The 14,664-nt window shown below is 60.9% G+C and carries 15 protein-coding genes; 12 read left to right on the top strand and 3 right to left on the bottom strand.

The window, feature by feature from the left end:
• The first annotated feature begins 350 nt into the window (after window positions 1-350).
• Window positions 351-734, top strand: coding sequence for a DUF1622 domain-containing protein (locus J4O76_RS23140; protein ID WP_426284485.1), 384 nt, complete (start codon window positions 351-353; stop codon window positions 732-734).
• Window positions 735-831: 97 nt separating this feature from the next.
• On the opposite strand, the gene J4O76_RS23135 is transcribed toward J4O76_RS23140, so the two are convergent.
• A complete protein-coding gene (locus J4O76_RS23135; RefSeq protein WP_426284482.1) occupies window positions 832-1,248 on the bottom strand; it encodes a hypothetical protein in 417 nt (138 codons plus the stop codon).
• Between the two features lie 180 nt (window positions 1,249-1,428).
• Here J4O76_RS23135 and J4O76_RS23130 point away from each other — a divergent pair, with 180 nt between their 5' ends.
• The 7 genes from J4O76_RS23130 (at window position 1,429) to J4O76_RS23100 (ending at window position 9,145) form a co-directional block, all read left to right on the top strand.
• Window positions 1,429-1,698, top strand: a complete 270-nt coding sequence (locus J4O76_RS23130) for a hypothetical protein (RefSeq protein WP_426284480.1) — start codon at window positions 1,429-1,431, stop codon at window positions 1,696-1,698.
• 395 nt (window positions 1,699-2,093) lie between these two features.
• A complete protein-coding gene (locus J4O76_RS23125) occupies window positions 2,094-4,166 on the top strand; it encodes a M13 family metallopeptidase (protein WP_426284477.1) in 2,073 nt (690 codons plus the stop codon).
• A gap of 343 nt (window positions 4,167-4,509) precedes the next feature.
• Complete coding sequence (locus J4O76_RS23120) at window positions 4,510-5,610, top strand: histidine kinase dimerization/phosphoacceptor domain -containing protein (RefSeq protein ID WP_426284475.1); 1,101 nt, start codon at window positions 4,510-4,512, stop codon at window positions 5,608-5,610.
• Window positions 5,610-6,074: a response regulator gene (locus J4O76_RS23115; protein WP_426284474.1), complete on the top strand. Its 465-nt coding sequence runs from the start codon at window positions 5,610-5,612 to the stop codon at window positions 6,072-6,074. Before J4O76_RS23120 ends, J4O76_RS23115 begins: the two co-directional genes overlap by 1 nt.
• 260 nt (window positions 6,075-6,334) lie before the next feature.
• Window positions 6,335-7,684 carry a PAS domain-containing protein gene (locus tag J4O76_RS23110; RefSeq protein WP_426284473.1) on the top strand — a complete coding sequence of 450 codons (1,350 nt, stop codon included), beginning with the start codon at window positions 6,335-6,337 and terminating at the stop codon, window positions 7,682-7,684.
• 91 nt (window positions 7,685-7,775) lie between these two features.
• Complete coding sequence (locus J4O76_RS23105; RefSeq protein WP_426284472.1) at window positions 7,776-8,126, top strand: response regulator; 351 nt, start codon at window positions 7,776-7,778, stop codon at window positions 8,124-8,126.
• A 137-nt stretch (window positions 8,127-8,263) separates the two neighbouring features.
• Window positions 8,264-9,145, top strand: coding sequence for an MBL fold metallo-hydrolase (locus J4O76_RS23100; protein ID WP_426284471.1), 882 nt, complete (start codon window positions 8,264-8,266; stop codon window positions 9,143-9,145).
• 19 nt (window positions 9,146-9,164) lie between these two features.
• On the opposite strand, the gene J4O76_RS23095 is transcribed toward J4O76_RS23100, so the two are convergent.
• Entirely contained in the window at window positions 9,165-9,752 is a 588-nt protein-coding gene (locus J4O76_RS23095) for an alpha/beta hydrolase (protein ID WP_426284470.1), read from the bottom strand.
• Between the two features lie 591 nt (window positions 9,753-10,343).
• Between J4O76_RS23095 and J4O76_RS23090 the strand changes: the two genes are divergently transcribed.
• The 3 genes from J4O76_RS23090 (at window position 10,344) to J4O76_RS23080 (ending at window position 12,247) form a co-directional block, all read left to right on the top strand.
• Window positions 10,344-11,069, top strand: coding sequence for a hypothetical protein (locus J4O76_RS23090; RefSeq protein ID WP_426284469.1), 726 nt, complete (start codon window positions 10,344-10,346; stop codon window positions 11,067-11,069).
• 183 nt (window positions 11,070-11,252) lie between these two features.
• On the top strand, window positions 11,253-11,645 hold the full coding sequence (locus J4O76_RS23085) for a hypothetical protein (RefSeq protein WP_426284468.1): 393 nt from the start codon (window positions 11,253-11,255) through the stop codon (window positions 11,643-11,645).
• A gap of 56 nt (window positions 11,646-11,701) precedes the next feature.
• Entirely contained in the window at window positions 11,702-12,247 is a 546-nt protein-coding gene (locus J4O76_RS23080) for a DedA family protein (RefSeq protein WP_426284467.1), read from the top strand.
• Between the two features lie 116 nt (window positions 12,248-12,363).
• Here J4O76_RS23080 and J4O76_RS23075 read toward each other — a convergent pair whose 3' ends face one another.
• Entirely contained in the window at window positions 12,364-13,794 is a 1,431-nt protein-coding gene (locus tag J4O76_RS23075) for a glycosyltransferase family 2 protein (RefSeq protein ID WP_426284466.1), read from the bottom strand.
• 94 nt (window positions 13,795-13,888) lie between these two features.
• Here J4O76_RS23075 and J4O76_RS23070 point away from each other — a divergent pair, with 94 nt between their 5' ends.
• Window positions 13,889-14,458, top strand: coding sequence for a cytochrome b (locus J4O76_RS23070; RefSeq protein ID WP_426284465.1), 570 nt, complete (start codon window positions 13,889-13,891; stop codon window positions 14,456-14,458).
• The last annotated feature ends 206 nt before the right edge of the window (window positions 14,459-14,664 follow it).

The following is a 14,664-nucleotide window of genomic DNA, read 5'->3' as shown; positions in this document are numbered from 1 at the left end:
CGCCTCCGGCGCTGAACACCGGAGAGAACCTCGCCATCGTTGTAACGCCTGGTCGTACCGTCAGTCATATGCCTCACTCTTATCTAAGAGCGGGGCCCTGTCAGGTCATTTAGGGGGCCACCTCACGGCACGCCTAGCTTCGGACCGACGTGGCCCGCTTGCTGAGCAGGTGATGTTGGCAGCAGGCATATCACGGTGTCCAAATTGTGCGGCGCAGCAACGCGTCGATAGGCCTGATCTATCCATGCCGTATTCGTTAAAGCAGGCGCGACGCTTCCAACCGGTCCGACTGGCCAACCTGCCCTTTAGTAGTTTGTGCCTTTGCAGACGCTCAGGCATGAAGCACCATTATGAGGAACGAAGCCCAGTGGATCCACTTAGCAACGAGCGCCGTCGAGATCGTCGGTACCGCAATTATCGTTGTAGGGGCATTCGGAACGCTGGCCGCCTTCTTGCTCGGTCTGGCTCGGGGCAAAACCAGCCGAGCAATGCTAGTCGCCGACTTTCGGTCGGGTCTTGGCCGATCGATCCTTCTTGGCCTCGAGTTCCTGGTCGCGGCCGACATCATCAACATGGTAGCGGTCGAGCCGACAATCGAAAGTCTGCTCGTTCTTGCTGGCATTGTTCTTATCAGGACGTTCCTGAGCTTCTCGCTCGAGGTCGAGATTGACGGGCGCTGGCCGTGGCAGAAAGAACAATTCAACGAAAGGGCTCAACGAGGGACGGATCAGTAATAGTAACGCGGACCGCCGCCCCTCAGTCAGGACAACCTAGTTCGCGACGTTCAAGCCGCTCCACCTGCGTCCCCTTTCCTGACGCTTGTTCATCGGGCTAGGCAGGATCGTTATCGAGCGTAGCGACTCCCATCATCGGATGCATTACGAAGGTCCAGCCGTCGCCGCCGACAATCATTAGGCGTAACGATTGGCGATCTGCGGTGCCAAGCAGTGACGCCGCTCCTGACGAAGCAGGCAATGTGACTGTCCTGCCATCCTGAAGAATGCCGGTTGCCCAGCCGCGCCGTCCGCTGCGGATCTCGCTGGCCAAGCGTTCCAACGCCGTCTCGAGCGCAGTGCGCGCACGTTTTCCTGTAACCCACGCATAACCGCCTGCCCCCATTTCTGGCACAGTTACTAACGGTTGGCTCGAAACTGGAGATGGCTGTTTGACGACCCGTCGGGATGTTTCCTTTGGGGTATCAAGAGGACGCACACCCTCCATACTCATCATGCGCGCAAACTCATCCATTGCTGTTTCCTTAGTGGTGCCGCTCGGAGCGCATGGGCTTAGCCACTGGTTCCTGCCAGTTGAGGGGATCGCTTAGGCAAGGCATTGCTGACCGCTGGCCCGTTATACCCCACCAAGTGGATCGGCGTTGAATTCTAACCGCCGTCGTGTATCCGTACCGCACCACAAAAAGGGTTGATCATGAAGAAAGTTTTCGCTGTCGCCGTCGTCACCGGTCTGCTCTCGCTCGCCGCCTGCAACACCAGCCCGCGCGAGCAGGCGGCCGATAAGATCGAGTCGAACACTGAAGCCGTCGCCGATAACCTCGAAGACGCGGCCGATGCCACGAGCAACGAAGCAGCTGAAGCAAGCCTGGAGAACAAGGCCGACGCAGTACGCGCGACAGGCCAGAATCAGGCTGAAGACATGCGCACCAATGATCCGGATACCAATCTTTCGAATGGCATCTAACAGACTAAGCGCTTAGAGTTGCAGGCAGGTTGCTCCCAAGCGGCTTGCAAAATTAGGGCATTCGAGGCGACTCGGATGCCCTTCTTACATCTTGCAATAAGCGCCAAGGCTGTTGGCAGCTGTAGCCATCCGATGCACCATGAACGATCCAAGCGGGAGGTGTACGACTTGAGACATATTCCCAGGCTTTCGGCGAGCTAGCGAATATGAATGGCCCGCGGCATGGAAGGCCATAGCTGGCATTCGCGCGCCCCTCTCCGCTTCCGAGACCTACGCATCCATTCAATATCCAAACGAGCTCGGCAGCATTTTGATGTGGCCACTTATTGAATGTTTTCCGCTAGCGCGAAGCCCTCATAAAGGTAAGGTGCAGTGTCCTTGATCGGAGAAGATGGTTGGTTTTGAAGCATATGCCGCTTGTTGCCCTCCTCGGCGTCGTCGCGATCGGGAGCGCAGTTACAGGACAGACTCCGCAGTCAAGAGCACCAGCGCCGGCGGATAGCACCGCGGCGACCAGCTATGGCAGTTGGGGCTTCGACGTCACCGGGATGGATCGTAGCGTGAAGCCCGGCGACGACTGGTTCCGCTTCGTCAACGGCGCATGGGCGGATCGAACCCAGATCCCGCCGGATCGCTCGTCCTACGGTGCCTTCGCGGTCTTGCGCGACATCTCCGAGCAGCGGCTGCGCAGCCTCATCGGCCGCTACAGTCCCTCCGATACGGCGCATCCCGACCGCATGAAGGCAGCGATCCTCTACGCAGGGTTCATGGACACGGCGGCGGCGGAGAAGCTCGACGCCGCACCGCTGGTCCAGCGACTGGCGCTGCTGAAGGCTGCAACGTCTAAGGACGACATCGCCCAATTCATGGGACGCTCGCTCGGCGGCTTCGGCGGGAGCTTCTTCGCGCCGGGCGTCAACGACGACGCCAAGCAGCCAGACGTATACGCGCTCTATTTGCGCCAGTCCGGTCTGGGCCTCGGCGATCGCGACCTCTATCTCGACCCCAAATTCGCCCCACAGGTCGCGCGGTATCGCCAATATGTGACGCAGATGCTGACGCTCGCGGGATGGCCGGACGCCGAGACCGCGGCGGGGAACGTCGTGGCGATGGAGACCAAGCTCGCCCAGGCGCACTGGACGCGCGCGCAGAGCCGCGACCGCGACAAGACCTACAACCCGACGACGCCCGTGCAGTTGGCAAGCCAGGCACCCGGTTTTCCCTGGGCGACCTTCTTCAAGGCCGCTGGTGTCGACGCCGCCAACCGCGCGATCGTGGCGCAGAACACCGCCTTCCCCGGCATCGCCAAGGTGTTCGCCGATAGCGACCTCGCAACGTTGAAGGCGTGGGAGGCATTCCGCATCACGGACGACATCGCGCCACTCCTGTCAAAGCGCTTCGTCGACGCGCAGTTCGAGTTTCGCTCGAAGTTCTTGAACGGCCAACCACAGCAGCGCGAGCGCTGGAAGCGTGCGGTGGCGTTCGCCGAGAACGGCGTCGGTGAGGGGATCGGCCGAGACTATGTCGCGCTCTACTTCCCGCCCGCGTCCAAGGCGAAGATGGACCAGCTCGTCGGCAATTTGCGCGTGGCGCTGGCCGGACGCATCCGCAATCTGAATTGGATGGGCGCCGCCACGAAGGAGCAGGCGCTCGACAAGCTCAAGGGCTTCAACGTCAAGATCGGCTACCCGGACAAATGGCGCGACTATGCCGCGCTCCAGATCAAGCCAGGCGACCTCGTCGGCAACGCAGAGGCCGCGCAACGCTTCGAATGGAATTATCGGCGGGCGCGGATCGGTATCCCGGTCGACAAGGCAGAGTGGGGAATGACCCCACAGACGGTCAACGCCTACTACAACTCGGTCAAGAACGAGATCGTGTTCCCGGCCGCAATCCTGCAGCCGCCCTTCTTCGACCCGAAGGCCGACGACGCCGTGAACTATGGCGGCATCGGCGGCGTGATCGGCCATGAGATCAGCCACGGCTTCGACGATCAAGGCCGCAAGTCAGACGGCCGCGGTATCCTGCGCGACTGGTGGACAGCACAGGACGCGACCAAGTTCGAGGCGCAGGCGGCACGGCTTGGCGAACAATACGAGGCATACAGCTTCGACGGGCTGCCCGGCATCCACATCAATGGCCGCGCTTCGATGGGCGAGAACATCGGCGACCTGGGCGGGGTGCTGATCTCGCTCGACGCGTATCATACCTCGCTTGGCGGCAAGACTGCCCCCGTGATCGGCGGCTTCACCGGCGATCAGCGTTTCTTCCTGGGTTGGGGACAGGTTTGGCGGACGCTGTTCCGCAATGAGGCACTCCGACAGCAGCTGGTCAGCGACCCGCACTCGCCGGGCCAGATTCGTGCGGTGAACCCGCTACGCAACGTGGATGCCTGGTACGCCGCATGGAAGATTGATCCTAGCCAGAAGCAGTATCTAGCGCCGGCCGACCGCGTACGAATATGGTAACATTGCCTTCCGCCAAATAACTACGGCGGGTGACAAATGGGCAGCTCAGAATTCGAAGTTACTTGCTGCACCTATTCATCCGCCAGCGTTTCTTACCCGCGCGGAGGCCCACGGACACGCACGAGCCATTTCCGCTTTCGCCATGTGTGCTATTCGTTCAGCTTCCAGCCTGCAGACGGGTCTCCGATTTTCGAACTCAAAGAGGCTTTGTACGCGCAAGCCATGCCGCCCAGTGGTCATGCCTTAGTGAGACGAACTCGATCTCTCAGCGGAACGGAAAACGATCAAAACGATTTAGTCCCGACACGGAGTTCGGCTGGTCGGCACGCTCCACGGAGGCGTGATGAAGCAGCGGGACGATTGGCATCTGACGGAAGCGCTCGGTTACGAGCACGGACGAGCAGACCCTTTTGCCGCGGCTGTTCGGGCTACCCGAATGCCTATGGTCATTACGGACCCCGCGCAGACCGATAACCCGATCGTCTTCTGCAACGAAGCCTTTCAAACGCTGTCGGGCTATGACCGGAGTGAGATTATTGGCCGTAACTGCCGCTTCCTGCAAGGTCCCGACACCGACCGAGAGCAGGTGGCTAAAGTGCGTCAGGCAATCGACGCCCAGACCGACATCGCCGTGGACCTTCTAAACTATCGGAAGGATGGATCTGCGTTCTGGAACGCGCTGTATCTGAGTCCTGTACGGAATGACGCCGGCAAGGTTGTATTCTTCTTCGCCTCCCAGCTTGATGTTACTGACCGCGTCAAGGCGCAGGCTATTATTTCAAAGCAGAAGTTATTGGTCGAACAGGAGGTTGAGGCGCGCACGTCAGACCTGGAGGCCGCGTTAGATGCAAAAACTCTGCTACTCCACGAAGTCGACCATCGCGTAAAGAACAACCTTACGATGATCGGTTCACTTCTGCGTTTGCAGGCGCGTAGCATATCAGACCCGGCCGTTTCATCAAAACTTGAAACCATGCTCGAACGGGTTGATGCTCTGGCGACAGTGCATCGCCGTCTTTATCAGTCGGACGACGTCACCCGGTTCGATGTCGGGGCGTTTACCGAAAATCTAATCAGCGACGTCGTTGGTGCCAGCCGACGCGACAACATCAAGCTGGTTTCGAACATTTCGCAAATCGAGGTGCCGTCCAGTAAGGCGGCATCGCTTGGGTTGATCCTCAACGAGATAGCGACCAACGCCATCAAGCATGCATTTGCCGAAGGGCGAGCCGGTACGATTTCCGTCCGCACCGCCCTAGAAGGCAATAATGCCCTGATCGAAATTACCGATGATGGGCATGGGCTAGCCGGCAATGACGTTCAGCCGGACGGCATTGGCAAGATGCTTATCTCCCGCCTTGCCAAGCAAGTCAGGGCCGACGTCGCGTGGTCCGACGCCGCCCCCGGTGTTCGTGTATCTCTCTCATTCCCGGTGGACGATTAATGAATATACGCGCCCAACCGCCGTTGAATGTGCTGATCGTCGAGGACGAAGCTCTTTTGGCGATGGATATCGAAGCGATGATCGAAGACGCAGGTCACCGTGTCGTCGGCGAGGCCGCGTCTCTCTACGAAGTTGAAGATTTGGCAGGCGATCTCAACCCGGACCTGGCTTTTGTCGACATACAGCTTGCGAAAGGCACCAGCGGCCTAGATGTCTGCGCGTTGATCAGGAAGCGATGGGCGGGCGCGATAGTCGTCTTTGTCACTGCAAACCCGCTCAAGATTCCAGCCGACTTTGCCGGTGGCCATGGCGTCATACCCAAGCCCTTCTCCCGGAATGGTCTGATGTCAGCAATGCGCTACATCGAAGAGGGTGTCTGCGATCCGCCGCCCGTATCCCCGCAGCCGGCGAGCTTCATTGCAGCACCCGCGTTTGCCGCAGCGTGGTCCCAGACTAGCCGCTGATTTCCGGGTGATAACCGACAATCGCATGGCTTCACGAGGTGGGACGACAGATGACAGAAGTTCTACGAAATTTCGATTACGTTGATCTATCAACGTCTTACCGCTAGGACGTTCCCGCTTTGGACCGTCAGCCACTCCCCCCTTCGCCTATTCAACCGCACGATGCCTCAGGCGTCGTACGTCAGGCTGTCGACGCATTTGCGTCCCGCCTCAACGAGCATGACCCCTTCGTTGCGGCGTTCGATCACTGCATTACGCCGATGGTCGTCAGCGATCCAACGCTGCCGGATAACCCGCTGGTTTACGTCAATCGTGCGTTCGAGACACTGACGGGGTTCTCGGCGGTCGAGGTCGTCGGCCGGAACTGCCGCTTCATGCAGGGACCGTTGACCGATCAGGCCGACGTCCAGCGCATGAAGGATGCGGTCGCTAGCCGCGAGCCGATTGATATCGACCTCCTGAATCACCGTCGTGATGGCACGCCGTTCTGGAACCGCCTCATGGTCGCGCCCGTGCATGACGCGACCGGCAGCCTACGCTACTTCGTGGCATCTCAGCTCGATGTCACGCTCGAGCGGCACCGGCTGTTGCAGTTGGAACGAGACCGCGACACGCTGAGTGCCGAGCTTGCGAAGCGTGAAGTCGCTTTGGCCGAACGAGAAGCGCGCCTGGCGCTTGCGCTCGATGCTGGCGGACTGGGCACTTGGACCATCGACTTGCCAGAATGGCGGCTTAGCTATTCGCCAAGCTGTCTTGCAAACTTTGGAAGGCCGGCCGGAGAGATATTATCGGCGGAAGGCTTGTTGGCTTGCGTGCATCCAGAGGATCGCGAACTCGTCAGATCTTCGCTGAACAGCGCTATCGAGCATGGCACGCGTTATAACGTCGAATACCGCATATTGACGCCTGAAGGCGAGCAACGCTGGATCAATTCCCAAGGCTCGCTGCAGCGCCGTGCGGATGGCACGCCGTTGGCGGTTTCGGGCTTTTCGAGCAATGTTTCAGCTCGCAAATTCGCCGAGGAGCAACGTTCGGTTCTGGCCCATGAACTGACACACCGCGTGAAGAACACACTTGCGACGGTCAGTGCCGTTGTCAGTCAGACGCTACGCGATGCTGGGTCCCTTGCTGAGGCTCGGGATGCGGTGTCGGGCCGCATCGCTAGCCTCGCGTCTGCGCACGAACTGCTTCTCAAGGACGAGATCGAAGGCGCGGCAATCGGTGAGATTGTCGAGCGGGTGCTGGCGCCGTTCATGGACAGCAACGGTCGACGGTTTTCCGCTGTCGGCCCGACGATACGGCTGACCCCGGAAGTGACACTTGCGTTGTCGATGGCGCTGCACGAGCTGGCGACCAATGCGATCAAATATGGTGCGCTCTCGGTACCGGAGGGTCAGGTGAGCATACGCTGGGACCTGAACGGCAATGCGACGGAACGTCGACTTACCTTCTCCTGGGCAGAGCAGGATGGTCCTATCGTTGCTATGCCAACACGTGTTGGATTTGGTACGCGAATGATTGAGCGCGTCCTGTCACGCCACATCCGCGGCAAGGCGGAAATCCAATATTTGCCGGAAGGTGTTCGCTTCGCAATCGAAGCGCCGATCTAAGCTCTCGACCATGTCTGACATTTATTAACGCCGTGGCGGCCCCATTGCGTGACCACATTGGTTAAGAGCTCAGCTTATCGGGATCTGTCATATGTGCCATGTGCTCGTCATCGAGGATGATTTCCTCATCGCCGATCACATCATCCAGCTGATCGAGCGGGCTGGCGGCACATCCTTTGATCAGGCTGCCTCGCAAGATGAGGCAATCGATGCTGCGAGATTGAGGCCTCCCTCCATCATCATGTCCGACGTCAATCTCTCAGCCGGTACCGGCCCTGCCGCGGTGGAAGCCATCATCTTGGAGCATGGGCCGACGCCCGTGATCTTCGTGACCGGCACGCGCGAAGCATGCCATGTAAATCGGCCATCGATGATCGTGCTCGACAAACCGATCAACGAACAGGCTCTTATCGCGGCGTTCCAAAGTCTGGCGCCCGCCTGAGCCAGCGATCGCCGACGGTCAGTGAAGCAGTCGCTCCATCGGCCTTACCTGTAAGACCGGGCACTTCATCAAGTTGTCTTAGCTCACTGAACCCGCCACGTTCCTTACGATATCCAACAATCATCAGGGGACTGTAGATGACCCTTCGTTCGATAGCCGCGCTCGGATTTGCCGTATTCTTGGGGGCGACGGTGCTGGCAAAGCCAGTGCCGATCGCGCCTGCGGCGGTGCTGTTCAGCATCGGCTCGATGCGTGCTGTGGCCTTGCGGGACATGATCAACCGCGTTCCGAACGACGGCAGCGTGTTCGGCAAGAAGGAAGGCCCGGCAGCTGTCACGGATATATTGCGGAAAGCAGGCGCGCCAACCGACGCGCTATCGCTCGGCGTCGACGCGCTGCTGGTCCGCATGCCGGGCCGCATGGTGCTCGTCGACACTGGCCTGGGCCCCAAAGTTGGTGGCGTCCTGATGCAGAGCCTGGCGCTCGCCAAAGTATCGCCGGCGGACATTACCGATGTCCTCATCACGCATTCGCACGGCGATCATGTCGGCGGGCTGTCGAGCGCGGACGGCGAACTTGCGTTCCCCAACGCGACGATTCATATGACGCGCGCCGAATGGGCGTTCATGCAGAGCCAGCCCGACAATGCGGCGCTAGTGGCGACAATCATGCCGAAGGTCACGCCATTTGATCCTGGCGCGGCCGTCATGCCGGGGATCCGCGCGGTACCGCTGTCGGGGCATACGCCGGGCCATAGCGGCTACGAAATCACGTCAGACGGCCAGAAGCTGCTCGACATAGGCGATACAGCCCATAGCACTATCGTGTCTCTCGCCAGGCCCGAATGGATCATCGGCTACGACACCGACGGCGAGCAGGGGCGCCAGCGGCGGACGGCCGAGCTGGCCAAGTTGGCAGCGAACGGCGAAAATGTGTTCAGCCCGCATTTTCCGTTCCCAGGGCTCGGCCAGATCGTCAAGGCCGGCACTGCTTATCGCTGGCAACCGGTGAAACACTGACGCCGACGGGATGCCGTTTTCACAGCACACCAATGTTATGCAGCCACTGCTTGACCTGTCCGGGCCATTCCCGCGAAATCGGATCAGCCGTGGGCCGCATTCCGAAAGCATGGCCCCCCTTGGCGTACAGGCGCATATCGACCGGCACGCCGGCATCGCTGAGCGCCAAGGCATAGGCCATCGGTTGCGGGATCGGATCCGTTGGGTCGTTCATGGCATGTAGGATCAGCGTTGGCGGTGCCTCGGGGATGATAGTCACCCATGTCTTGAGTTCGAGACTGTTCCTGCCCTTGCTGTCGTCCAGCATACGTGCGGTGTAGGCGACGATTGCAAAGTCCGGGCGAGGCGATTGCCGGTCAGCCGCGTCCGTAAGCCGATAGGTGCGCTTTACGGTGTTGCTCATGTTCGCCGCCAGATAGGCGCCCGCAGAAAAGCCGATGACGCCGATCTTGTGAGTGTCGATCCCGTAGGACGCAGCCTGCTGGCGCATCAGCCCGATCGCTCGCTGCGCGTCTTCCACACCCAACAGCACTTTCGGCCGCTGGCCCTGCGGCCAGTCTTGCGGCACCCGGTATTTGAGCACCGCACAGGTCATACCCTGCTGCACCACCCAATCGCAGATTTCCGTACCCTCAAGATCGGTCGCTATGACTTCGAACCCGGCAGAACGAGCATGGCGGCTCCGCTATTGCGGCCCTTCGCTCGATACAAGGTCATGGTTGGTCGGGTGACGTAGCTCGCCCAATGCCATTTTCGCGCGCCTACGAGCCCTGTCCCGTTACCGGTAGCCTCGGGCCGATCACCCGAGTCGGGCTTTGCGAGAGGCGTGCTCGCTGGCCAGAGCGGGATCTGAACCCCATCTTTGGCAGGCAGCCAGGTGCCTGCCCTTTCATTCTTGGGGAGGACAACCTTTGAAGGCGAGTTGTCGTTCTTGCTGATCTGCCCGTAGGCTGCGCCAGTAATACCAATTGCAATGACAGAGGGGACGACGAACCGGAACCGCGACAAACCGTATCTCCTGTTTTGAGGGCAACCTTCCTTCGGGATCAAGCGGATTGCAGAAACTTCGGTTATCGGCCCAAGATCATCAGACAACTGGTAGCTTCTTGCATAGGAACGGCCAGGGATATCTTCGGTGTTGCGCCGCTCCGCGGCACCTGCAGGATCGACGGACGTTCCGTAGACTATAACTAGGGGGATGCACTTGCGCGGTCTGGATTTCAGCTCTTGGCAGAGCCTGCTCGCCACCATCCTCGGGCTGACGCTGGTTACGCTATTGGGGGTTGGCATCCGGCTGCTCACTCAAATGACGTTCCAGCAGCGGCGTGAACGGATGAACCGGCAGATAAACGAGCGCCTCAGAACACTTATCGCTGCCTATAAGGTCCTCGGCGGATCGTTCACGGGGGACCTAACCGTCGATCCGGCCCACCGGCGCGACCTGCGGCGGAGGGAGCAGGGCGGCGTAGCAGTGGAGCCGATGGCCGCGTTGAACCTTAGTGCGGAAGGCGCGGCGGGGTCGGACCGAACGCGCCGGATCCGCGATGCGGTCGAGGCCGCGCTGTCTGACATCATCTTGCTGGGTACGGAGGAACATGTCCGGCTCGCGGACAGGGCGGTTCGCGAACTGGTTGCGGGCCACCCGGTACATACGCACGAACTAGTTGTATCGCTGCGTGCGTTCGTGCGCGATGCGCTTGATCTCGACCCGATCCCAGCCGACCTGATCATTGCTATGCAAGGACCCACGCGTCCGGCGTCGTCCGGCAGCGGCAGAGGTGGTAGCAACAAAGACGATGCTAGCCGGAGCGGCCGCGGTGGTGGAGGTGGTATGGGCGGCGGCGGGGTTGTAGGCGGTGGCATGGGTAACAATGCCTTTGGCGACGATCCACACCATGTCGCGGCGCAGATCGCGGACCGATAAACTATTCCTCCCCGCCTAAGTCTTGGCTAACCCACTTGTGGCCACTTCGGTGTTTTTCGGCACAGCGAACCGCTGTCGTTATTGTCCGGCCGGCCCACGCATGCGACTGCATCGTTGTCGAAATGGATAGGAAGCAATATTGCCGCCGTTGCTCGTCGCACTTGGCGCGCGTATCGCACTGGAATGACACGTAATCGACCCTGGCGAAAAGCCCTGATCGTGCTGTTCGTCGCGGTGCTAGCGTTCACTGGCTATTACGCGGTCCGGACGGTCAGCGACGCGATTTATTGGAACGCGCACCGCGATGAGCCGATCGAGCGGTGGATGACGATAGGCTATGTCGCACATTCGTATCACGTCCCGCCCCATGTCCTGCATCAGGCGTTGAACCTGCCGCCGACGCCGGACCGTCGGCCGCTCGGACGGATTGCGCGGGATAGCGGCCGTTCGATGACGCAGATCGAGGCAAAACTGATGTATGCGATCGTCCACGCGCGGCCGCCCTACCCGCCGCCCGGCCCGCCGCCACGACCGTTCATGCGGCCACCTTCGTTGACGGCGTCGCCCGCCAAATGACTGAACAGCTACTTGAACTTCTTACGACCTACGGGCTCCCTGCGCTATTTGGCGCAATGATCCTCGCTGCGGCCGGCATGCCGTTCCCCAGCTCGCTGACGTTAGTCGCGATGGGTTCGTTCGTCGCGCAGGGGGAGCTCGCATTCTGGCCTGTGATCTTCGCTGGTGCCTCCGGGGCGATCGTCGGCGACCAGATCGGCTATGCCTTTGGACGATATGGCGGCCGGCCGCTGCTATCGGCGGTCACGAAGCGGATCGGCGGGGCAGACAAAGTCGAGCAGGCCGAGGCCTATTCGCGTAGATGGGCGGGTTGGGGCATCTTCTTCAGCCGGTGGTTGATCGGGCCATTGGGGCCATGGATCAACGTCACCAGCGGACTGACCGAATACCCATGGGCACGGTTCATCGTTCTTGACGTTGCCGGCGAAGTGCTGTGGCTGCTGATCTACGTTTCGCTGGGCCGCGCTTTCAGCGACCAGGTTCAGACGATCGCGAGCCTGCTCGGCAATCTGACCTGGGTGATCGTCGGCTTGCTCGTCGCCGGGCTGCTGGGTTGGAAACTGTTCGGCCGTTCGACTACACTTTTAGACGATGCGGCATGATGAGCTGTCGCCGAGCAATGCTTCCCACTTAACCTCGTCCGCATTCAGAATCGACAGCCCAAGGCGCCGTCCATTCCGCCGTCCAAATGGTTCGTCGGACACCACTAGCTTCTTCGTCAAGCGCGCTGCTCAAACGCGGTCCGGGTCTGTGCGCCCCAAGTCTGACCGCCACGCAGAAACGCGTACCAGCCATAGATTGCGCCCGCATGACGCAACAGCTGGAAGCTGAACGGTTCGGCGATCGCGGCGACGATCGCGGGGCCCAGGTTCAAGCCTTCGCGCTGTCCGGTCCAGCGCTTGTAAATGCCGAGCGACCAAAGGTGAAAGCTGAGGTCAATCGCGATCTTGGCTATCATCACGAGCAGGATCGGGAAGGCGAGCGTGTAGCGACCGGTAACGACGAGCCCGATCAGCACCGCAAAGGCTGCCAGACCGTAGATCGGCTGCACAGTATCGAGCGCCTTCACCGGCAGCATCCGCGTGCCCAGCCGCCCGTAGCGCGCGTTGCCGACCATGTCCCGGTTCCAGTGCTGAGTCTGCAGGAAGCCGCCGAACCAGCGCTGACGCTGCTTGAGGAAGGCGGGGATGCTGGCCGGCGCATCCGTACGGGCCAGCGCACCACCGACGACTCGCACCGTCCAGTGCAGCCCGGCATCGTGGGCATGGCGGTGCAGCCGGTGGATCAGCTCGTAATCCTCCACCATGCAGTCGGGATCGAAACCGCCGACCGTCCGCACCGCATCGCGCCGGAACGCGGCGAAGGCGCCCGAAATCAGCAACAGCCCGTCGATCCGCATCCAGGCATCGCGCGACAGGAAGTTGCGGACATATTCGTAGGATTGGAACCACTCGAATATCCGACCGCTCAGGCTTGGACCGCAGATCGGTGCCAGCACCCCGGTGGCCGCCACCAGCTCGGGCTCCGCTGCAAAGGCGGCACGCATAGCGGCGATCGAGCCGGGCTCGATCAACGTATCGGCATCCACGGTCAGCACCACGTCCGTCTCGATCCGTTCAAGCGCGGCGTTGAGCGCACGCGCCTTGCCGCCGTGCGGCAGTCGCAGCCACTGAAGCCGGGTGCGCCCGACCTCGATCTCGACGAGTTCCCCGAGTGGTGGCGTTGCCAACGCATAGCCCGCCGCCATGGCGGACGGCGTATCGTCACTCGATCCGTCGTCAGCGATCAGGATCGCCTCGGGCGGCTGGTCCTGAGCAAGCAGCCGGTCAATCGCCAGCCGGATCACGCCAGCCTCGTTATGCGCGGCGACGATCACACCGAAGCTTGGCTGCACGCCGCTCGAGGCCGGCGTCACGGTCTGCGCGAGGTTGCGGATCTGCCACGCCGTAAACACGAGCAGCGCCGTGTCGTACAGGATGTACGCGATCCCGATCGACCATATGGCGAGCCCCTGGCGCAGAAACGCCTGCGCGATCAACACGACGAACACCAGCGGGGCGGCCAGACCGATCACCCGGCTTGCCAGTGGGATCGGCCGTGGCGAGAGACGCGGCGACTGGGCGGTAAAGATTGCCGAGAGGGATTGCATCGACCAGCGCCTAACCCTGGCTTGCTGAACCCGCTATTGCAGAATGCGTCGAGGACCGAGAATCGGCACGAGGTGGTGGAGCGGGTTGCAGCGGATGAATAGCAGATACACAGGCGTCGCCATCGCCTTCCACTGGCTGATCGCGCTGGGGATCGTCATCAACGTGACCCTGCCCTGGCTTTGGCCGCACCTTACCGACGACCGCGTGCGCCCCGCGATCGACTTGCACAAGTCGGTCGGGATCACGATCCTCGGCCTAGCGACCATGCGCCTGCTCTGGCGGCTGACGCATCGGCCTCCCCCGATGCCGACCACCTATCAAAAATGGGAAATCGGCGCGGCTCACATGACCCACTGGCTGCTGTACGCACTGATATTTGCGATGCCGCTGACCGGCTGGATCATGGACTCGGCGTACAAGGATGCGGCGACCCACCCAATGTTCCTGTTCGGACTGTTCGAATGGCCGCGGATCGGCACGGTATTGAGCTTGCCGCCCGCAACGCGAGATGCCGTGCACGATGGTTTTGGCACCTCGCACGTCTACCTGGCCTACCTGCTCTATACTCTGGTTGCGTTCCATATCGGCGGTGCGCTCAAACACGAATGGATCGACCGACACCGCGAACTAAGCCGCATGATGCCGGTTTGGCGCCGCCATTGAGGAAAGTGAGCGGCGCAGTTGCCGCTGATAAAACGGACGGCTGCTCGTTATCGAAGCAGGCCCGCCGGCAAGACCCACTACCGGACGTTCGCGGGGTAGTCTCCGCTTCCCAACTTCGGCCCTTCGTTCATCTCGAGGCGAGGCTCATGCTGCACGCATTGCCCTCTGCTTGACGGCAAGCCGAATTTCTCAAAAAGGATGTTGTT

The sequence above is a fragment of the Sphingomonas sp. NFX23 genome (genome assembly GCF_049887795.1).
Lineage (GTDB): Bacteria > Pseudomonadota > Alphaproteobacteria > Sphingomonadales > Sphingomonadaceae > Sphingomonas.
Note: the sequence above shows the minus strand (reverse complement) of the source record. Positions and strands in the feature narration are given on the sequence as shown.